This window comes from Bradyrhizobium sp. UFLA05-112 (assembly GCF_053572325.1).
Window position 1 is genome coordinate 26,049 of the sequence record NZ_JBANBK010000071.1, and the last position, 19,335, is coordinate 45,383.

General features: G+C 58.9%; 18 protein-coding genes and 2 pseudogenes. 3 read left to right on the plus strand and 17 right to left on the minus strand.

Annotated elements, in window-relative coordinates; all coding sequences use genetic code 11:
- Positions 1-1,667: 1,667 nt before the first annotated feature.
- From SO180_RS31620 to SO180_RS31630, 3 genes and pseudogenes are all read right to left on the minus strand, one after another.
- Positions 1,668-2,135, minus strand: coding sequence for a hypothetical protein (locus SO180_RS31620; protein ID WP_449382738.1), 468 nt, complete (start codon positions 2,133-2,135; stop codon positions 1,668-1,670).
- Between the two features lie 141 nt (positions 2,136-2,276).
- A pseudogene (locus tag SO180_RS31625) lies at positions 2,277-2,571 on the minus strand (CopD family protein); the annotation flags it as partial.
- Positions 2,571-2,894, minus strand: a complete 324-nt coding sequence (locus tag SO180_RS31630) for a P-loop NTPase family protein (RefSeq protein WP_449382739.1) — start codon at positions 2,892-2,894, stop codon at positions 2,571-2,573. The gene SO180_RS31630 and the pseudogene SO180_RS31625, both read right to left, overlap by 1 nt.
- A 714-nt stretch (positions 2,895-3,608) precedes the next feature.
- Here SO180_RS31630 and SO180_RS31635 point away from each other — a divergent pair.
- The 3 genes from SO180_RS31635 (at position 3,609) to SO180_RS31645 (ending at position 6,412) form a co-directional block, all read left to right on the plus strand.
- Positions 3,609-4,343, plus strand: a complete 735-nt coding sequence (locus SO180_RS31635; protein ID WP_449382740.1) for a LuxR family transcriptional regulator — start codon at positions 3,609-3,611, stop codon at positions 4,341-4,343.
- Positions 4,344-4,422: 79 nt separating this feature from the next.
- Entirely contained in the window at positions 4,423-5,052 is a 630-nt protein-coding gene (locus SO180_RS31640; protein WP_449382741.1) for an acyl-homoserine-lactone synthase, read from the plus strand.
- A gap of 403 nt (positions 5,053-5,455) precedes the next feature.
- Entirely contained in the window at positions 5,456-6,412 is a 957-nt protein-coding gene (locus tag SO180_RS31645; protein ID WP_449382742.1) for a LysR family transcriptional regulator, read from the plus strand.
- Here SO180_RS31645 and SO180_RS31650 read toward each other — a convergent pair.
- The 14 genes and pseudogenes from SO180_RS31650 to SO180_RS31715 form a co-directional block, all read right to left on the minus strand.
- Positions 6,388-6,624: a DUF2274 domain-containing protein gene (locus SO180_RS31650; RefSeq protein ID WP_449382743.1), complete on the minus strand. Its 237-nt coding sequence runs from the start codon at positions 6,622-6,624 to the stop codon at positions 6,388-6,390. The genes SO180_RS31645 and SO180_RS31650 overlap by 25 nt on opposite strands.
- 4 nt (positions 6,625-6,628) lie before the next feature.
- Positions 6,629-7,831, minus strand: coding sequence for a TraB/TrbI/VirB10 family type IV secretion system protein (locus tag SO180_RS31655; RefSeq protein WP_449382744.1), 1,203 nt, complete (start codon positions 7,829-7,831; stop codon positions 6,629-6,631).
- A complete protein-coding gene (trbG, locus tag SO180_RS31660; protein WP_449382756.1) occupies positions 7,828-8,802 on the minus strand; it encodes a P-type conjugative transfer protein TrbG in 975 nt (324 codons plus the stop codon). Before trbG ends, SO180_RS31655 begins: the two co-directional genes overlap by 4 nt.
- The gene (gene trbF / locus SO180_RS31665) at positions 8,802-9,485 is read right to left on the minus strand and encodes a conjugal transfer protein TrbF (RefSeq protein ID WP_449382745.1); all 684 of its coding nucleotides are present in this window, start codon (positions 9,483-9,485) and stop codon (positions 8,802-8,804) included. Before trbF ends, trbG begins: the two co-directional genes overlap by 1 nt.
- A gap of 80 nt (positions 9,486-9,565) precedes the next feature.
- Positions 9,566-10,807 (minus strand): P-type conjugative transfer protein TrbL, encoded by a 1,242-nt coding sequence (trbL, locus tag SO180_RS31670; RefSeq protein WP_449382746.1) that lies wholly within the window; start codon positions 10,805-10,807, stop codon positions 9,566-9,568.
- Between the two features lie 3 nt (positions 10,808-10,810).
- Positions 10,811-11,188 (minus strand): putative entry exclusion protein TrbK-alt, encoded by a 378-nt coding sequence (gene trbK-alt, locus SO180_RS31675; RefSeq protein WP_449382747.1) that lies wholly within the window; start codon positions 11,186-11,188, stop codon positions 10,811-10,813.
- Entirely contained in the window at positions 11,188-11,922 is a 735-nt protein-coding gene (gene trbJ / locus SO180_RS31680) for a P-type conjugative transfer protein TrbJ (protein WP_449382748.1), read from the minus strand. The genes trbK-alt and trbJ overlap by 1 nt, the downstream gene beginning before the upstream one ends.
- Positions 11,922-14,360, minus strand: coding sequence for a conjugal transfer protein TrbE (gene trbE / locus SO180_RS31685; protein WP_449382749.1), 2,439 nt, complete (start codon positions 14,358-14,360; stop codon positions 11,922-11,924). The genes trbJ and trbE overlap by 1 nt, the downstream gene beginning before the upstream one ends.
- Positions 14,361-14,368: 8 nt before the next feature.
- A complete protein-coding gene (locus tag SO180_RS31690) occupies positions 14,369-14,629 on the minus strand; it encodes a VirB3 family type IV secretion system protein (RefSeq protein ID WP_449382750.1) in 261 nt (86 codons plus the stop codon).
- Positions 14,629-14,955 carry a TrbC/VirB2 family type IV secretion system protein gene (locus SO180_RS31695; RefSeq protein WP_449382751.1) on the minus strand — a complete coding sequence of 109 codons (327 nt, stop codon included), beginning with the start codon at positions 14,953-14,955 and terminating at the stop codon, positions 14,629-14,631. Before SO180_RS31695 ends, SO180_RS31690 begins: the two co-directional genes overlap by 1 nt.
- On the minus strand, positions 14,952-15,920 hold the full coding sequence (trbB, locus tag SO180_RS31700) for a P-type conjugative transfer ATPase TrbB (RefSeq protein ID WP_449382752.1): 969 nt from the start codon (positions 15,918-15,920) through the stop codon (positions 14,952-14,954). The genes SO180_RS31695 and trbB overlap by 4 nt, the downstream gene beginning before the upstream one ends.
- Before the next feature lie 200 nt (positions 15,921-16,120).
- Positions 16,121-17,509, minus strand: coding sequence for an MFS transporter (locus SO180_RS31705; RefSeq protein ID WP_449382757.1), 1,389 nt, complete (start codon positions 17,507-17,509; stop codon positions 16,121-16,123).
- A 19-nt stretch (positions 17,510-17,528) separates the two neighbouring features.
- Positions 17,529-18,179: a hypothetical protein gene (locus SO180_RS31710; RefSeq protein WP_449382753.1), complete on the minus strand. Its 651-nt coding sequence runs from the start codon at positions 18,177-18,179 to the stop codon at positions 17,529-17,531.
- Between the two features lie 841 nt (positions 18,180-19,020).
- A pseudogene (locus SO180_RS31715) lies at positions 19,021-19,335 on the minus strand (hypothetical protein); the annotation flags it as partial.

A 19,335-nucleotide genomic window follows, 5' to 3' on the forward strand; every position in this document is an offset into this window, starting at 1 on the left:
GGTGACGAAACCACGAGCGACTCGAGCGGGTTCGCCGCGCTGACCCCCGCGGCTTACCCGTGCTTCGCACCACCGATTCCTATCACCGCGGGCGCGTTGTTTTTGCTCGGATGGTACGACGGGACGCCATGCGGCAACTTCGTCGCTTTCGGAATATGAGATAGGTGCTACCCGACCGAATTTCGCGGCCCACTTTCTTGCGCCTCGCAATCTTGAAGCGGTCAAGCGACGAGATAAGAGCGGCGATAGCAGCATGACGTCATTTTCTCTGGCAGCGCCTCCAATCCTTGAGCGAGATGATACATTGATCGCGACGATAGGGCCATGGCCATGCCATGGCGAGGGCGGCCGCTTCGTCTTCGGTTCTGCACCTCACTATCCGACGGAAATCTTCGCGCGACACTGCTGGATTACAAACCGCGATCCGCAGGTCGAACGTCGAACGATCCGGAACACGATTGATAACCGCGCTCCGCAAGTGCGTGATTGACCTTTACCCTTCAGGAGAGCCGATAGGATGGCAGGTTGCACTCGGCGCTGGAGCGAGCCGTTTTTGCTGTTCTCGCGCACGATCATCCTTGACTTCTAAGACGTCTGGACTGATTTGAGGAGCTAGACCGTCTTGCTGCCAATCCGGTCCGAGGCGCGAACCTGAAGGGTCGCGGAATGTAAATCTTGTCACCGGTTAGCCGCGGGGCAATCAAGAGTCTGGTTAACATGGGCCTCGAGATCAGTCTCGTGCTGGAATCCGACGTCGGCTTCCGGCTTGGTCTATGTGTTGCGCGACGGCATGGACCATGTCGCATTGGCTTTTCCGCGGTCTGGCGCGATGACAATCCGGCCTCGGCCAATTTCGTCAAGTTGTGGGCGGAACGCTACCCTTCGCCATCTGTGGCGTTTGGCCGGCTTCGCCGCCTTAGCAAAGGCCCTGTCCGTTGCCATGAAGCGCGGCACCTCGGTTCTTACGATCTCTGATCTTCTAGCCGGCTTCACGCGAAAGAATTTCCGCATAGGATATCAGATCGCGATGCACAGGAGCAGGACCTTACCGGAAATCCCGACCGCGTGGTCAAAGTTGGCAGAATGTTGAGATTAGGCCAAAGCACTGCCCCCAAAATGATGTCACTGATGAGCTATTAGCGTCTGCCCTGGAGTTAACTTCAGTCCCAACTGCGAGCTACATCGAAGTGCCGCAGCGCCCAGCAACTCCTTCAATGACTCGTCGACCTCTTCCTCGAGGCCTGCGTCGCCGGCCAGTCCCGCCAGGCTGTCCTTCCACGATCCAACGCAATTGAGCATGATCAGGCTAGACTTGGGACTGCGACTTCCGAACGCGACCTGGCTGTCGTAGATCCAATCAGACGCCCGTGATCCCAGTCCGAACGTCATAGACGTTTTGGTCGCCTGCGCCGTTATTGATAGAGGAAATTACACAAAGCATGCCGGACGGAGACCGAGACGAATTACAATAGTGTCCACGCGCGAGCGCAAGAGATCGTTATGTCCGCTGTTGCTTTGTGCCTTCGGTCGCATCGTCTACTGATGCGAGCGAAGCAATTGCGAAGCCTGATTCGTCAGAAGTCGAAAGCGAAGTTGCAAGCTCTTGAGGTCTGACACTCCAAAGTCTGCAATCTAAAATATGCGTGCCCATGGAAATCGACTCCTAATCAACAGCTTGGGAAGTTCTTCACGTCGATAATAACATAAGCCAACTCAGTCCCATTCGTCCTATCGTTCCGCGCGACCAGCGCTCCATTGTAGTCTCTTCCTGGCTGCGGCAGCGCTTCTTGCCCCTTCGCTCCCAGATAGTTGGTAAGGCAGAGGCAAGCCCTTTCGGGAAGAACAGGAGAACGACGATCATCGCCACCGCAATCAACATGCGCGCTTCGGCAAAGTTGTTTGATATTGGCCACGCCTTCGGAGACAAAAGTCAGGAGCAGCGCGGCAATAGGGGACCATAGATGGTAGACGTGCCACCGACGAGTACCACGCTCAACACTAGCGATACGGTCGACCACACCAGGGACAGTCCGCTCGCCATCAAAGCAGATGGACGAGCCAAGTACGCCACCGTTGACAAGAATGGCGCTAAAGATGTCGGCCATGATCACGCGTGTTCCGGCCCGAAAATACATTCCATGATCTCCTCATGGTCGACGCCTGTGCCGCGTTTTGATTTCTCGGCTGAATTGGCCGTAATCGACGCGGTGGACCAATTGAGGATGAAGGCGATGTCCTGTTCGACGAGCGGAATGCCGCGCCATCTCTGCGATTAACATCGCCAGCACCAGTGCCAGTTTACGTCCAACCAGGGCGAGGTGAACCAATGGCCGACCACGCGAGATAGAGCCCGGCGAGCCAGGTCACGATCATCGCAGGGTTGATGATCGCCTTGACAGGTTTCCGAGTGCATTGAGCCGAGCTCGGAGCCTCGCAGCGATAAACGAACAGCCGCGGCAGATAAAGCATGCCCGCCATCCAAGAGATGACGGCGATCACATGCAGCTCCTTGACTTCCGCAAGCTCGTCCTTGAGCTTGGGCGACGGCCCAAGGGTCGGTTTATCGAGCATCAGTATGCGCGCCCATGAGCCCTACATCGATTGCCAGCATCTGCCGCTAGCGTCTTGCATTGTCGCCGACGGCGTTTGTCAAGGCGGGGAAAATGCTCGAGCAGGTAGTCGAGATTCGTCTTCCGCGCCTCCTGCGCGTTGGGTGAATGCAGCAGTTCGAGTGTTTCTATGATTTGCATAGCAAGGAAGAGAGACTCCCCTGCGCGAATCAAGCCGCGCGCTACGACTCTATGGGATGCAAGCTGATCGATCGCCTTGCCCATGAAGCGTACATTCCCTGCTCGCGGGCGGATCAGCCGCGAGATCGCGTCCAGAAGCGTCATCTTGACATGACCCGCTAGGTCCAACGTGGCCGACACGTTCGTGCAGTCCGGCGTGGCGGCTCGTGCCGAGCAGCACATCGGAAGCATCATTGCCGGCACGTAAGTAGAGAACTTCGAGCACGTTCATATTTTCGCTCAAAGTTCTGCCTCCCGCTTACCAACATAAGCTCGACGACTTCCGAGTTAGCGCCACCTCTTACCGGCTTGCCTCTTCCAGATCTGGGACCGCCAGCGCATTTAAGCGCGGACAATTGCATGCCATCTCTGCTGAGCACGACACGAACGGATGGAGCGAAAGCGTGAGCATCATCACTGGCTTGCTCGGGACACACACCTCAGTGAAGCTGCTGGCGGCTACCATCCGAGGCGAAGCGACCTGACAGGACGTGTCGGGAGCTGGCCTGTAGACCCGCAGGCGATGAACGTACTCAGGGCGTCGCCGGGCGCTACGGTCAGGATGGTTGGGCCTGGCTGTACGGCAGCTGAGCCAAGGGGAAGGACCGAACGGCTCAGCATACACCTGGAAATAGGCGACGGCTTCGCAGATGGGCAAGCGCAACCACGGGCGCCACAGCCCGGCGCGGTTCATAGGATCACGCAGTAGGTTTATAAGCTGGCCCGATCTTCACTCTCGACCTGTTGGTCGATTTTGACTTAACTGTCGAGATATTTCGGTACTGTCGCTTATGCTGACGCAACTCCCAACGATCGTATATGACCATGCATCGCACCTTTCAGAAATTCATTGATCTTCTGTCGACCGCTGAACATGCGGAGGCCTTTTCAAACACGATGGCGATCACAGCGACTGCGCTTGATCTGTCTAGCTTTGCTTATCTTGCGATGCCCCAGCTGGCTGGCAAGAAGCCATTAATAATATCAACGTATCCGCACAACTGGGTCGCACATTATGTGCGCAGTCACTACGAACGTCTGGATCCGATTATCTCGCGCTCGTTGCAGAATACCGATCCATTTCAATGGGGTTTAGACGTACCTTCGAGACCAATCTCTCCGACGCAACGACGATTTCTCGAGGAAGCTAGCGAATTCGGGATTCGGCTAGGTTTCACCATCCCAATTCACGATGAAGACGGCTCGGTTGCTGCTCTGACTTTTGCCGCTGACCAACGGCGTCCGCAGTTCGAGAAGTGCATCAATCTCAATGCTCCTGTCCTTCAGCTGATGGCGAGATGCTTCCATTCGCAGGTGCGCAGCAAGCTCTTGCATCAACTGACGATCGACGGAATCGTGCTGTCTCCCCGCGAAGTCGAATGTTTGGATTGGGTCGCAAAGGGCAAAAGCGTTTGGGAAATTGGCCAGATCCTCGGCATATCCCACAATACCGTCGCTTATTACTTAAGGAGCGCGAGAGACAAGCTGGGAGTTCGTAAAGTCGTTCAGGCCGCCATGCGATTGGCCGCTGCCAAACGAGATAGGCAAGATTAAGACTCTGATCCCGCATAGTTATGGGGGATGATGTTGGCAGGCAACTCCTCCAGAGTCTGGCCTCCTTTGGGAGCGGGCTATGATTCAGCTTATTACGGAGTCGTCGTACAACGCATTTTTCTGCGCGTTAGCATCTATGTATAAGTTACGCTATCAAGTTTTTAAGCAACGGTTGGAGTGGAGCGTTCAGAGCTGCGGCGACCTGGAAATCGATAATTTCGATGCGCTGCATCAGGCCTACCTGGTCCAAACGTCTCTTGACGGCCGTGTAGAAGGTTCGGTTCGTCTTTTGCCGGCCGTGGGGCCGACGATGGTGCGCGATACGTCTCCCGTGGTTCTTGGGGGACTTCCTGCTCCGGCAGACCCGTTGGTCTGGGAGAGCAGCCGGTTCGCAGCTGATGCTTCTCCCGATGCTCCAAAGGGCGAGCATGGGCTGGCAAAGATGGCGTACCAGCTTTTCGCAGGGATGATCGAATTCGGACTGTCGAGACTTAACAACATCGTCGCGGTTACCGACGTTCGGATGGAGAGAATACTGAAGCGCGCGGGCTGGGCCCTTCGCCGTATCGCCGTTCCCTGCAGCATCGCAAACACCCACGATGTAGCAGGACATCTCGAAATTTCTGCGGATGCTCTTCAGAAGAAGCGCGACTCTGGCGGTCTCTTCGGACCGGTTCTCTGGGCACCAGTTTTGTCGGAGGCCGCGTGAGCACCCCAGTCCTTGCGCCCATTTTGAACTCGCCAAGTCATTTTCGGATCTCCCATGTCCAAGATCAGTCGCATTGAGCGAGAGCAAAGTCCTCGCGGCTCGCACGCGTTTCATATTTTGCTCTCCAGGACATCGTGAGCCACGCATGGGCATCGCCGGAAGACGGAGCATCATGGGTGCATATGATCACCACGGCGAGCTGGTCAGTTGCAAGCGGATAAATGATTATGTCGACGCAACAGACCACCTACGCGGATCACCAAAGATCATGAGACAAGCGCACGAAGCCTTTCGTCCCCCTGATAATGATCTCACTGGTCGGTGATTGCCACTCAAAGCTGCAATAGATGCAGTTGTCTATGCACCAGCTTAACTCCATTTTCCGGATTTCCACGGTGCTGCAATGGCGCGACACGCAAGCTTTGCTGGTTTAACGGCAGGAATTCGACGCCTTAAATTGGATCTCGGTCAACTTCAGTTGGCAGTTACTGCAGCGGACTATGGAAGCTTTCGTCGAGCCGCCGACAGTCTTTCAATCACGCAATCAACGCTCAGTCGCTCTATCCGGCTACTGGAACATTCACTTGGAGTAACCATTTTCGAGCGATCGACCGCCGGGGTAAGAGCCACACCGGCCGGACATCATGTTCTGCGAACTGCCCGCTCCATCCTCGAACAGATGGATACGCTCGTCGCGAGGATAAAGACGGCCGGCCGTGGGGAATGCGGCCGCCTGGTCATCGGATTCTGCACGTCGTTTACCGATGGTCATTTGCGTGCAATACTGCTTGATTACCAATCGCGATTTCCTCAGGTAGAGCTTGGAGTGGTCGAACGCTCCAGAGCACGATTGGTCACCGCGCTCCGCAATGGCATGATTGATCTCTATGTCGCAGGAGGAGATCCAATCGATATCGGCAGCAGGAGCACTCCCCTCTGGAGCGAGAGGGTTTTGGTTGCCCTTCCTCACGGTCATCCCCTGGCTCTGCAGGACGGCATTTCATGGGTCGACTTGAAGAACCAGATGATTCTGACGAGCCAATACGACGCGGGGTGCGACCTCGAAACGTTGGTCAGTGCAAAGTTCATTACCTCGACAGAGAGGCCGTGGATCGAGCATCGCGACGTCAGCCGCGGAGAAATCAAAAATCTCGTGAGTATGGGCCTCGGCATCAGCCTCGTGCTGGAATCCGACGTGGACGCTAATGTTTCTGGCTTGGTCTATCGGGAATTGCGCGACGGCATTGGACCAAGTCGCATTGGCTTTTCCGCGGTTTGGCGCCATGACAACGAAAATCCAGCCTTGGCCAATTTCCTCAAATTGTTGGCCGAACGCTACCCTTCGCCGTCTGTCCTGTGAAGGCGCTTTCGCGCCTTAGCAAAGGCCCGGTCCGTTGCCATGAAGCGCGCCACCATCGGTGCGATCAGTTTGTTCGGATCGCTGATCTTCTGGCCGGTTTCACGCGAGAGAATTTCCGCGTACAATATCAGGTCGCGATGCACACCAGCAGGCAATTCGACGGCGATCCGAACAGGCTTGTCATCAGGAATCGCTCCGATCTTCAGTCTCATCGTTTCATCCTCTATACGGTTCGAGCACGAGATCGCGGTTCACAATGACCCTCACCGGAAATCCCGGCCGGATGGTCAATGTCGGCTGAATGTTGAGGTTGCGCCGGACCACCTGTTGTCCGGCCTGATTGAGGGAGTCCCCTGCGCCACGGCGCAGTGCCGCAATGATGTCACTGTTGGAGCTATTGGCGTCTGCCCCGGAATTCACCTCAGTCCCAACGGCGAGCAATGTCGATAGTGCGGCGGCGCCCAATAGCTCCTTCCAATGGTTGTCGACCTCATCCTCGAGGCCAGCGTATCCGGCTGCGTCCGCTCCCGGCTGTCGTTCAAGCACGATGGAACGTCCATTGGGCATAATCAGACGCGTCCAGACGAGAAGTACGCGCGACTGTCCAAATGCGACCTGGCTGTCGTAGGTCCCGATGAGTCGCGCACCCTGGGGGATCAGGCGCGCCCGACCCGTTGGAGTATCGAAGACGTTTTCGGTCACTTGTGCCGTGATCTGGCCGGGCAGATCAGAGCGAATTCCGGTAATGAGAGCCGCCGGAATGACCGTCCCTGCCTGGACCACAAAGGGGGACGCCGGCTTGACGAGGCGATCGGGGCTCGTCATTCGACGATCTACTGCCGCATTGACGAACGCAAGCTTGCGATCCTGCCCATTCTGCGCAAATGCTTCATCGGAAGATGTCGTCGTGTTGGGAGACGCCTCGCTGGAGGGGGTTGTTGCGGCCAGTGGACGGACATTGGTCGAGGCGAAGACCTTGCTGGTGCGGGCGGCCTCGGTTTCCTGATTGAGGCGCTGCTGCTCGGCGTCTGCCGCGAGCGAGCCTGATTCCGTTCGGCTTTGAGCTGCGAGAATTGGCCGACCCAGATCTCCCGGCAAGGGTGGTCCGAGCCGAGGCACGTCGTGAGGTATTCCGGCATAATCCTTTGGTAGGGTCGAAAGTTGGTCGGCCACGTTATGGTGGTCGGTCGAATAGAGCTCTTCAGAGGTGGGGTTGCGCTTTTCAGTTCTCTGCAAAGCCCAAAAGGCCGCACCGGAGATAGCCGCCAGAGCCAAAGCGGTGCCAACAAGAAGCGCCCTGCGGGAGAGGCGCGTTACTCGCGGCCGCTCTGGTCGCAGCCGCAAGGATTGGGCAATGTCACCTTGTGCATCCGCCCTCGCCGGCTCGCGAGCGGCGTGATCTTCTCCGGTATCGCTCATAGCGGCCTCCCGTCGCTTCTTGCGATACGGACCTTCTGCTGGCCTTCACCGCCCAGTCGCAGTTCGGCGGCCGCAAACAGCCGATCGACGATGAGGATATTGCCGTAGACACGGTAGTTGACGATCTCGCTCTTACCGTCCGGTCCAATGACGAACAACGGCGGCATCTCGCCCTGAGTGATCCCTACCGAGAATTCGATGTAGACCTTGCGCCCATCATCATAGGCGTTAACCGGGCGCCAGGGCGGACTGTCTCCGCCGATCGTATAGCGATAGCGACGCTCGGCCGGATCCGGAATATAGGGTGTGGGCGACATCGTTTGGCCGGGAGCGGATCGAGCTTTCGGATAGAACCAGGCAACCGAAGGCATGTAGGGTTTTTCGCGAGAGCGGAGCTCAATCAGATAGGTCCGGCGGTCCGTGTTGACGACGAGATTGGTCGTGATCGCCGGGCGTGTTGGTTTGACCATGATGTGGACGCGTCGCGTATCGCCCCCGCCGCTCTCGGTATCGCCCACCACCCAGCGCACGGTGTCACCGGCGGCCACGGGACCCGAGCCGATCAGTTGTTCACCCGGCTCGAGCGCAATGTCGGTGATCTGTCCCGGCGCCGCATAGATCTGGTAAAGCGCGCCAGGACTATAGGGAAACACCTGCACTGCATTGAAATACCCGGCCTTGCGTGGCTCGACGCGCGCAGCATCATTGGCAGTTTCGATCCGCTCGACCGGTTCCTTGGCTTCGGTCTTTTTGCCGCCGCGCGCCGGCGTCCAGGCCGGCGGGACGTGGAGCGGTTTTGGTCGGTCATCGCCCAATGCCGGCAGATCGGGAGGAGGCGGGATGTCCTCATCATAGCTGATCTGCGGCGGCTTGAATGTGGTGCAGCCACCAAGGATACATACACTGATGAGGAGTGCGGACATGGCGCTTTGTCGGACGCTCCGAAGTGCCGGCACGAGAACTTGCGGCATCACGATCCGAACTCCTTTGACCAGTTGATCGCGTTGACGTAAATGCCGAGCGGATTTCTGCGCAGCCGCTCGATATCGCGGGGCGGTTCAATGATGATTGTGAGGATCGCGCTCCAGCGCTCGGTTGCAGCTAACTGCCCGTTGTCGTAGTGCCGCTCGGTCCAGGTTACGCGGAAGCTGTCCGGTGAGGCTCGTATGACGCTCGAGACCTCCACGGCAACTTGCGTTTTCCCGACCTTGGCGAAGGGATCGTTGTTGCGGGCATAGTCATTCAGCGCGCCAGCACCACGGTCGGTGGTGAAGTCATAGGCACGTAGCCAATCCTGGCGCAGGATGATCGCATCCAGCGGAAGACCGCGCACATGCTCCATGAAACGCGCCAGATGAAAGGCAATCTGCGGATCGCTCGTCTGGTAGGCGGCGTTTGCCGGCGCGATGGTTTTTGCCTCGCCCAGATGATCAACTTCAACGACCCAAGGCGTAATCGTCCCCTGCGCCGACTGCCAAACGAGGGCGCCCGCAAATCCTGCGGACAGGAACAGACAGCCAAACGCCATCAGTCGCCAATTCTTGGCCTGCACCCGCGCCGAGCCAATACGGTCGTCCCAAACCTGGGCTGCCCTTTGATAGGGCGTGACCGGCTTGGGCGTCCGGCCATAGTGAACGGCCGATCGTTTGAACATGAAGTGATCTCCTTGAAGCTAAAAGCGCCGCCTTGAGTGCCGTCGGCCGGAAAGGATGAAAGAGGTCTTCGCCGCCATCGCTAGTCTTTCTCCTTGAGATCGACCGATGCGCCACCACTTCCGTGATCGCCGGCACGAACCGCATTTGTGGCGGCTGTCGCGCCCTGGTGGATTGCTTGTGCGCGCTTTGCCCGGCGCGCCCAGGCAGGCACGTTCTCGGATGCTGCGCCTGACGCATTTTCGTTACTCACGTCGCGGGCCGAACCGCCGCTTGCGCCAAGGCGCGCGGCGAGGAAACGCAAAGGACTTGCCGCGGCAGAGGCGCCGGCTTGAGCAACACCGGCCAGACCTCCTGCGCGAAAAGCACTAGAGGTTCCGCTCGCGATGGCCGCCCCGCCTCTTGCCGCAGTGGCGATGGCGCCGCCCGCAAGTCCAACTCCACCTGCGGCAAGGCCAGCTCCGGCAGCAACCACTCCTCCTGCGGCGAGACCCGTGCCGGCGGCAGCCCCTGCACCAAGCTGCGGACCGCCGGAAACGATGCCGTTCGCAATGCTCGGGCCAAAAATCCCGAGCCCCAGCAGCGACAATGCTGCAAGGACCAGCGCCATGGCGTCCTCGACGGTCGGCTGGTTGCCTCCAAAGCCGGCGGTGAACTGCCCAAACAGCGTCGATCCGATGCCGACGATGACCGCGAGCACCAGGACCTTGACGCCGGAGGAGATAACGTTGCCAAGTACCCGCTCGGCCGCAAATGCCGTCTTTCCGAACAAGCCAAATGGGATCAGCACGAAACCTGCGAGCGTCGTCAGCTTGAACTCGATCAGGGTGACGAATAGTTGGATCGCCAGGATAAAGAATGCGAGCAGCACCGCGATCCAGGCAAAGAGCAGGACCGTGATCTGTACGAAGTTTTCGAAGAAGCTGACATAGCCCATCAGCCCCGAGATCGATGCAAGGATCGGCCGCCCGGCATCAAGTCCAACCTGAGCGATCTTTCCTGGCCTTAGAAAATCCGCCGATGACAGGCCGGTCCCGGATGCTTTCAGTCCAAGACCGGCGAAGCTCTCGAACACGATCCGAGCCAAGCTGTTCCAATTGCCGATGAGGTACCCGAAGACACCGACAAAGAGCGTTTTTCGGACAAGGCGGGCGATGATCTCCTCGTCAGCGCCCCAGGACCAGAACAGGCCGGCGAGCGTGATGTCGATTGCGGCGAGCGTGGTCGCGACATATCCGACTTCTCCCCCGACCAGTCCGAATCCGGAGTCGATGTAGCGGGTGAAGGTTTCGAGGAATTGGTCGATGACGCCAGTACCACCCATCGGTCACTCGTCATTGTCTGGAATGGTGGGATAGCCGGATGGCAGACGGCTCTCGTCCTTGCCGCGCAAAGGCGATGATGCGTCTGGATTAGTTTGGCTAATACTCGCTCCTGAGGATCCGCGGCCAAAGCCTAAGAATTGACGGCGCTTCTCGGCCCAGAGTTTCTGGCACGCGAGCAGAGCATCTTTCTGCTCGTATTGGACCGTCCGGCATTGCTCAAGCTTTGCGGCGACCGAGTCAGATGCCCCTTTCGCGATGGACGCTTCGGACACAGCCTGATCTTGATCGCCGTGCAGCCGGATCGCGCAAGCTACAACGACCAGGACAGCAAGCGTCACCGCCAGTACCATCGGGAGCCGTTCAAGTCTGTTCGTCGACATTAGTGGAACATCTCCACTGTTGTGGATTGGTAGCCACGCCCCTGCGTCAGGAAGCGCCTAAGCTGCTCCCTACCCTGATCCTGGGCGGCCGCGCGCCCCGCCTGCTCCAAAGTCTGAGCACGCCCCTGCGCTGCAACTGCCGCAGTGAGATCTGTGAGCTGCTGGTTTTGAAGCGCGAGCAGTTGATTGCCGGCTTGGCTCGCCTGCAGCGCACCGGAGGCGCCCTGGCTCGCACTCACGAGAGCCGACATCTGGGTACGGTTGGTGTCGAGATTGCCGACCACAGTCGCCTGCACGCGCATGGCGTCCTGCAATCCGGCAACAGCGTTTTGCCAGCGTGTTTGCGCATTCGCGATCAGCGCCTGGCCGGACTGACCGCCAGAAGCCGGTGCGTAGGTGGATGAAAAAGCGCGATCAATCTGCCCGACATCATAGGCAATACGCTGGGCCTCGCCGAACAATTGCTGGGTACGCTGGATCGACTGCTCGAGCTGCTGCAATGAGGAATACGGCAGGCTGGCCAGGTTTTTTGCCTGGTTGATCAGCATCATCGACTGATTTTGCAGTGATGTGATCTGGTTATTGATCTGCTGCAATTCGCGGGCTGCCGTCAGCACGTTCTGCGCGTAATTGTTGGGATCGAATACGATCCACTGTGCCGGTGCCTCGCGTGGCATTTGGACCGCGGCAGCAGCAATCAAGCCCGCTGCTAAGAGCTGAGTTAGACGTCTCATCAGAGGCTCCCCATCTTTGCAAGTTGCGGAATTAGGTCGCAGGCCCAGGCGAGCTCGCGCGCCTTGAGCCAACCTGTCACGAAATTCTCCCGGCCGTGCTCGGCTAGGACACGGTCAATCAGAGCGTGGTCGGCCTTGGAGGAGCTTGCTGTGAACGCGAGCGCGACCTCGCCGAGACCAAGCTCGAACAGGCGATTGCCCCGACGGGACTGGCAGTAGTAGTCCCGCTTGGGTGTCGCACGGGCCAAAATCTCGATCTGCCGGTCATTGAGCCCAAAGCGGCGGTAGATTGCCGTGATCTGCGGTTCAATGGCGCGGTCGTTGGGCAGCAGGATCCGGGTCGGACAGCTTTCGATGATGGCCGGCGCAATGGCCGAGCCGTCGATATCGGCAAGCGACTGGGTCGCAAAGACAACTGAGGCGTTCTTCTTGCGAAGCGTCTTTAGCCATTCGCGCAGTTGCCCGGCAAAGTGGGCGTCATCGAGCGCGAGCCAGCCCTCATCGATGATGAGTAGGGTCGGTCGGCCATCAAACCGCTCCTCGATCCGGTGAAACAGATAGGAAAGGACGGCAGGAGCAGCCGCGGTCCCGATCAAGCCGTCGGTCTCAAACACCTGGACTGAGGAGCCACCGAGGTGCTCGCTTTCCGCATCGAGCAGGCGATCATATGGACCGCCCAGACAATAAGGCTGCAGCGCGCGCTTTAGGATATTGGACTGAAGAAGCACCGATAACCCTGTAAGGGTGCGCTCAGGGGCAGGAGCCGAAGCCAAGGAATTGAGCGCGGACCATATGTGCTCTCTGAGCTCAGGCGTGAGCTCGATCCGTTCGCGGGAGAGAATCGAGGCAATCCATTCGGCCGCCCAGCCGCGTTCGGAGACTTCGTCGATCTTGGCTAGCGGCTGCAGCGCAACGACATCGGAGGATTCTCCGGCGACTGCGCCACCGAGGTCATGCCAGTCACCGCCCATTGCGATGGCCGCGGCCCGGATCGAGGCGCCAAAGTCAAAGGCAAAGATCTGTGCCCCGGGGTAGCGGCGGAACTGCAAGGCCATCAGCGCCAGGAGAACGGACTTGCCGGCGCCGGTCGGCCCTATAACAAGAGTGTGCCCGACATCCCCGACATGCAGGCAAAACCGGAACGGCGTCGATCCTTCCGTCTTGCCAAAGGACAGAGGCGGCGCCTTGAGGTGATGATCCCTCACCTCCCCAGCCCACACGGCTGATAGCGGGATCATATGAGCAAGGTTAAGGGTCGAAATCGGCGGCTGGCGGACGTTGGCATAGACGTGTCCGGGTAGGCTGCCGAGCCATGCCTCGACTGCATTGACGGTTTCGATCATGCAGGTGAAGTCGCGGCCCTGGATGACCTTTTCGACCAAGCGCAGCTTTTCGTCGGCTGCGCGCGGATTGGCATCCCACACGGTAACAGTCGCGGTGACAAAGGCTTCTCCGATCTGATCCGAGCCCAATTCCTGGAGGGCCGCATCGGCATCGATCGCCTTGTTGTTCGCGTCAGTATCAAGGAGAGCCGACGCCTCGTTGGTCATCACCTCTTTGAGAATCGCCGCGATCGACTTGCGCTTGGCAAACCACTGACGCCGGATTTTTGTGAGAAGCCTTGCCGCGTCGGCCTTGTCGAGCATGATGGCCCGGGTCGACCAGCGATATGGGAACGCCAAGCGGTTCAGATCGTCCAGAATCCCCGGCGTCGTCACAGTTGGAAATCCCACCACGGTCAGAACACGGATGTGGGCGTGGCCCAGCGTCGGCTCGAGCCCGCCGGTCAGCGGTTGATCGGCGAGCAAGGCATCAAGATACATGGGTATTTCGGGCACTCGGACCCGATGCCGTTTGGTCGAAATGGTGGAGTGCAGGTAGGTCAGCGTGGCCTCGTCATCCAGCCAGCCGCATTCCGGCATGAACCCTTCAACGAGCTGAAGCACGCGATCGGTGCGATCGAGAAAGCCGCTCAGCACTTCCTTCGAATCTGCACCGGCCGTCCGATGACCGCCCTCATACAGCAGCCGTTCCGCGACCGCGGCGCTCTCGGCCGGCGGCAAATAGAGGAACGTCAGATAGTAGCTCGACTCGTAGTGCGCGCCTTCTTCTTCGAACTGCGCCTTTCGCTCGGCATCGACGAGGGCGGATGCTACATCGGGAAAGGTGGTCGGAGGATAGGCGCCTGCGGCATGGCGCTGGGCCTCGACGAACACCGACCAGCCGGATCCGAGACGGCGCAGGGCATTGTTCAACCGGCCGGCAACCGCGACAAGTTCGGCCGGCACCGCACTGTCGAGATCTGGCCCCCGGAATCTCGCCGTCCGCTGAAACGAGCCATCCTTGTTGAGGATCACCCCTTCATCGACGAGCGCCGCCCAGGGCAAAAAGTCGGCAAGACGTGCGTTTGAGCGCTGGTACTCGCTAAGATTCATCATGGGACAATTCACGTGTTGAGGTGACCGGGAATGCGGACGTGGCGGCGCACGACTTCGACGAAATCGGGATCGCGCCTGGCGGCCCAGACGGCGGCCATATGGCCGATGAACCAGATCAGGAGACCCGCGATCCAGAGCCGCAAGCCCAAGCCAAGCGCCGCCGCCAGGGTACCGTTGAGGATCGCGACCGACCGCGGCGCACCACCCATGAGGATCGGTTCCGTCAAGGCGCGATGGACCGGTGCGACAAATCCTGGAACGTCATCCATCAGATCACCACTCCGCCGCCGAAGGAGAAGAACGACAGGAAGAAGCTCGAGGCCGCAAAGGCGATTGATAGACCGAACACGATCTGCACCAGCCGCCGAAATCCGCCCGAGGTATCGCCAAATGCGAGCGATAGTCCGGTCACAATGATGATGATGACTGCAAGGATCTTGGCGACCGGCCCCTCAACCGATTGCAGGATCTGATTGAGCGGCTGCTCCCACGGCATGTTCGAGCCAGCAGCCCAGGCGAGAGGTGCGTTGCTCAAACTGAAGGCAAATGCCGCGACCGCAATAATCCCCGCGTTGTTCGGCGCTCGAGTACTCATGGTTCATCTCCTATCGCTGAAAGGCAGTAGTCACCGGAGGGTCCGAGCCCCGAGACGCGAGCAAGCTCGGCCAGGCGGCGATCGGCGCCGCGGCCAACAAGAACAGCGATGACGTTGATCGTTTCCGCAATGAGCGCGCGTGGGACCGAGACCACAGCCTCCTGGATGAGTTGCTCAAGCCGGCGCAACGCACCAAGTGCAGTGCCAGCATGAATGGTCCCGATGCCGCCGGGGTGGCCCGTCCCCCAGGCCTTGAGGAGGTCAAGAGCTTCGGCCCCACGTACCTCGCCGATCGGAATACGATCGGGCCGCAGGCGCAGCGAGGCGCGGACAAGATCGGATAACGAGATCACACCGTCCCGGGTGCGCAAGGCAACGAGGTTCGGTGCCTTGCATTGAAGCTCTCGTGTATCTTCAATGAGAACCACGCGGTCCGACGTCTTGGCGACCTCAGCGAGAAGCGCATTTGTGAGGGTAGTTTTCCCGGTGGAGGTACCGCCAGCGACCAGAATGTTGAGGCGATCGGCGACGGCAGTTCGAAGAGTCCCAGCCTGCTCCTTGGTCATCGTCCCGGCGGTGACATAGTCGTCCAGAGAGAACACAGCAACGGCCGGCTTGCGGATCGCGAATGCCGGGGCGGCAACGACGGGCGGCAGCAGTCCTTCAAATCGCTCACCAGTCTCCGGTAGCTCGGCCGAGACGCGCGGCGCCCCCGCATGAACCTCGGCGCCGACGTGGTGAGCGACCAGCCGAATGATCCGTTCTCCGTCAAGAGCGGACAGGCCTTCGCCGGTCTCGATCAGGCCACCCGACAGCCGATCGATCCACAGCCGCCCGTCGGGGTTGAGCATCACCTCGATAATCGAGGGATCTTCCAAGAATCGTGCGATCGCAGGGCCAAGCGCAGTGCGCAGCATACGTGCTCCACGCGAGATCACCTCCGGCTGAAACGGCTGGATTGTCATCGATGTCCCAAGAGCTGAGGCACCCCAAGCGGCCTCAGATGGGTATGATTAGAAAAGCAGGTCTTTCATTGGCGCAACGAGCGGATCGGGGTGATCGTACGTTGGCGTAGAAAAAGAAAGATCGATCGGAATGTCTGGACGCACCGGAATCGTTGATGGTCTCACGGTTAGACGAGGAGTGGCAGCGCATGCGGCTCGCACTACCATTCCTCGTCCTCAGGCTTGAGTATGCCGGCCTCTTCTGACGTCACGGATGACTCAACGGCGCCTCTCTTTGTTTCGGGAGCGCACAGAAAGAATTTGGCGAGCCGTCGGCCCAAGTCACCAAACCATGGGATCATGAACCAGCCTAGCGCCAGAACCTGCACCCCAACGGCGGTTGCGAACGCGACCTGGTAAGCAATGATCGGATAGTTGCCTTCCTGAACGGGCCATTGGTCAAGGATGAGTCCGGTCCCATATTGGACGATGAAACACCAGCCGAAGTGAAGGACATTCAAGCCGGCATTTGCTCTGGCGGTGAGCTCTCTTGGGAAATATTCCGCTACGATCGCATAGCTGAGGACCGTCGCTGCGCCGACAATCGAGATGACGATCCATGGCAATAGCGATGGCAATGGCACCCGCAAGATCAATGCAAGCTCAGCCCCCACAAACAGCGCTGTCACTGCCGCGAACAGAGCTTCCGACCCTATCCCGCGTCGGCGTAGCCGATCAGCCAACGTACCAAGTAGCAACGCGCCGCCGCTGATCCCGAGTGCCATGATGAAGAGATGCGTGATCGAGGATTCGCGGCTGAGCCCTTCGACGTTCGTCATCCAAGGTGCTGCCCACAAGGCCTGCAATGACCAGGCTGACCCAATACAGCTTGCCGAAAGCGGTGCTATGCGCCAGAAGCGCCGATCTCTGTAGATCGCACTTAGTTTTATGGCGGTCGGTTGGGTCACCGTTGGTCGCGCGACCTCAGGAACCGTCCAAAAGATAAGGAGGGCCGAAGCGAAGGTCGCAAGGGCCAAGAGCTCAAATAGCCCACGCCAGCCCGTATATTCCAACAGCCACTGGGCTGGCGTTGTTGCAGTCACCGCACCCAGCGCACCCAGCATCATCATGTAGCCATTGACCAGGGCAATACGTTCCCTTGGAAACCACGTGACAATGGCCTTCAGGCCAGCCATGGCTGCAGCCGAGACACCGATGCCGATCATCGCACGCGCGACCAGAAGCTCCAGAAATCCTGTCGACGCCCCAAACAGAGCAGCCCCGCCGCCGGCAATCAATAGGAGCACGCTCTGGACCCGACGTGGGCCAAAACGATCCAGCAGTGCCCCGATCGGAATCTGGACGCCTGCGAAGACCAGGAAATAGATCGACGTCAGCAGGCCAAGATTGGCAGCATCGAGGCCCAGATCAGCTGAGAGCTGTCCCGAAATCAGCGTGTTGATGGTACGGAACAGATAGGAAAGGTAATAGCCGGCGACGAAAGGAAGAAAAACACAGCCGATCAGCCGCCAAGTCGGAAGTCGGCGGCTGCCATCGGATTGCGATGGATTGAGATTGGATGGGCCGTTCGCTGCCTCTCGTTTGCGGATTCCGCGATCATCGGCCGGTTTAGCAGAACGCGTTTGGCAGATTTTGAAAGTTACGGTTGCTGCCGCCCTCCTCGGCGGCAGCGCTCGTATCGGCAGTTGCTAGAATGGTGGCCGCGGGGCGTTCCTGGGCAGAATCCGCAAAGACTTGCGAGACATTGTCATCCGCATAACCGAAAGCATTAGTGGTATTGATTTGGTCGATCGTCTCTCGCAGTAAGGGCCGGTTCGAGCGCACGCGCCGGTCGACCTGTTCGGCCAGGGCCTTGAATCGCACCTGGCCGAGTGCACACGCTTCACGCTGCTGTGATTGCGGCATGTGAGGTGTGACGGTGAGGTGATAGCGGGCGTGCAGTGCAACCGTCTCGGCGATGATACGGACGTCATTGTCCAGACGTTCAAGTTGTCCGTTTATCCGATCGAGCGCCTCATGAATGAGACCTTCGATCGGCGGCGCTGGATCAAGAAAGCGTTCAAGAGCAGCCTCCACGACCATGCTCTTGCCAACTCCAGGCCGACTCGTTGCGACTTCGAGACGGCGGAAAATCTGGTCGGAAAGCTGGACGCTGACCTTTCTCGTTACGGCAGGGCTTTGTTGCTCCGTTCCCTCGGCAGCATCGGCTTGTTGCAAATTTGGCTCGTTCGCTTCTACGAACGCTGTTTCGAAGCTCATGCCGCTCCTCCCGGATACAAAAAAGGCCCAGCGCGCCCATGGCTGAGCGCGACGAAATCGGTTCGAAATGACAGTGATTGCCCCACCGATGATGGGACGACACAAAGGGCAGGACAGCTGCTTGTTTCAATTCCAGGAAAATCAAAAGAGTAGTCTGGCGTAGCCAAAGAAAGGAACGGCGGCTTCGTGGGGTAGGCGTTGGCCGGCTGTTCGCGCCGCCGCCATATCCAAGCTAACGTCCTTCACCAAAGTCTGGCCTGCGCGTGGCGCCGAACAAAGATTCAACCGATGCATCGCAACGCGCGCGTGATTTCGCCGCCGCCGCCTTTACGGGGCTTCCGCTCAACGGCATCGACCTGGCTCAACGAAAGCCGCCGCCGGCACCACGATGCGACGTCAATTGGGGCATCAGGACTATGACGAATCGGTAGTGTTTATTCGAGCACGGCAAAACGGCACGAATCGCCTCCCGGTCACGCCGACATCATGAAGTGACGAGCCTAAAACCTATTGGTAGCCTAACAAGGAGTCGGGAAACCGCATATGATCCAACCGACGACAAGCCGCTCCCCTGATCATGGGATACGAACATCATGGCTGGATCGAAAGATGGCAAGAAAGTCCGACCGCCGGGCCGACAGTCCATTCCAAGGCCACAGGAGAGAGGACAGGGAGCAATCGGAACAGGAGGATTTTTCGTCCGCGACCTCGCCAACAGAGGTCGCTCCCTGAATCCAAGTCTGCTCGTCGCGAGCATGAAAAGCCCGCCACCGTCAGATTGCTTGTAGTCTTTTTCGCTAACATGCGAGCTATCGCCAAATTTTGGTGACGGCCGGGCCGGTCAGGCGGCGGCGGTTGCGGGCTGACGGTCGATCTGTTTGGCGATGACCTCGACCCCATCGTTGAATGTCACACCGAGAACGAGTTTTGGCAACTGGTTGTGACCATCGAGACGGCGCCAGCTTTTCTGGGCTCCTTCGACCAGTTTGAAGACCATCGCGAGGGCTGTCCTGTTCGACAGGCAGCCCTTTGAGCGGATCGTGCGGTGGCGCACGGTAGCGAAGGTGCTTTCGATGGGGTTGGTAACCGGTATGAGATTTCTCGGTGCCGATGTTCCGCTGCGATATTCAAGATCGTAGCGTATGGTGCGACCATC

What these genes read in the sequence shown, in the direction of transcription:
- SO180_RS31655 (WP_449382744.1), bottom strand. Translation starts at nt 7,831, where the DNA reads ATGAGCGATACCGGAGAAGATCACGCCGCTCGCGAGCCGGCGAGGGCG.
- SO180_RS31630 (WP_449382739.1), bottom strand. Translation starts at nt 2,894, where the DNA reads ATGACGCTTCTGGACGCGATCTCGCGGCTGATCCGCCCGCGAGCAGGG.
- SO180_RS31620 (WP_449382738.1), bottom strand. Translation starts at nt 2,135, where the DNA reads ATGTATTTTCGGGCCGGAACACGCGTGATCATGGCCGACATCTTTAGC.
- trbF (WP_449382745.1), bottom strand. Translation starts at nt 9,485, where the DNA reads ATGTTCAAACGATCGGCCGTTCACTATGGCCGGACGCCCAAGCCGGTC.
- trbB (WP_449382752.1), bottom strand. Translation starts at nt 15,920, where the DNA reads ATGACAATCCAGCCGTTTCAGCCGGAGGTGATCTCGCGTGGAGCACGT.
- trbE (WP_449382749.1), bottom strand. Translation starts at nt 14,360, where the DNA reads ATGATGAATCTTAGCGAGTACCAGCGCTCAAACGCACGTCTTGCCGAC.
- SO180_RS31640 (WP_449382741.1), top strand. Translation starts at nt 4,423, where the DNA reads ATGATTCAGCTTATTACGGAGTCGTCGTACAACGCATTTTTCTGCGCG.
- SO180_RS31650 (WP_449382743.1), bottom strand. Translation starts at nt 6,624, where the DNA reads ATGAGACTGAAGATCGGAGCGATTCCTGATGACAAGCCTGTTCGGATC.
- SO180_RS31635 (WP_449382740.1), top strand. Translation starts at nt 3,609, where the DNA reads ATGACCATGCATCGCACCTTTCAGAAATTCATTGATCTTCTGTCGACC.
- trbK-alt (WP_449382747.1), bottom strand. Translation starts at nt 11,188, where the DNA reads ATGTCGACGAACAGACTTGAACGGCTCCCGATGGTACTGGCGGTGACG.
- SO180_RS31710 (WP_449382753.1), bottom strand. Translation starts at nt 18,179, where the DNA reads ATGAGCTTCGAAACAGCGTTCGTAGAAGCGAACGAGCCAAATTTGCAA.
- SO180_RS31690 (WP_449382750.1), bottom strand. Translation starts at nt 14,629, where the DNA reads ATGGATGACGTTCCAGGATTTGTCGCACCGGTCCATCGCGCCTTGACG.
- trbJ (WP_449382748.1), bottom strand. Translation starts at nt 11,922, where the DNA reads ATGAGACGTCTAACTCAGCTCTTAGCAGCGGGCTTGATTGCTGCTGCC.
- SO180_RS31645 (WP_449382742.1), top strand. Translation starts at nt 5,456, where the DNA reads ATGGCGCGACACGCAAGCTTTGCTGGTTTAACGGCAGGAATTCGACGC.
- trbG (WP_449382756.1), bottom strand. Translation starts at nt 8,802, where the DNA reads ATGCCGCAAGTTCTCGTGCCGGCACTTCGGAGCGTCCGACAAAGCGCC.
- trbL (WP_449382746.1), bottom strand. Translation starts at nt 10,807, where the DNA reads ATGGGTGGTACTGGCGTCATCGACCAATTCCTCGAAACCTTCACCCGC.
- SO180_RS31695 (WP_449382751.1), bottom strand. Translation starts at nt 14,955, where the DNA reads ATGAGTACTCGAGCGCCGAACAACGCGGGGATTATTGCGGTCGCGGCA.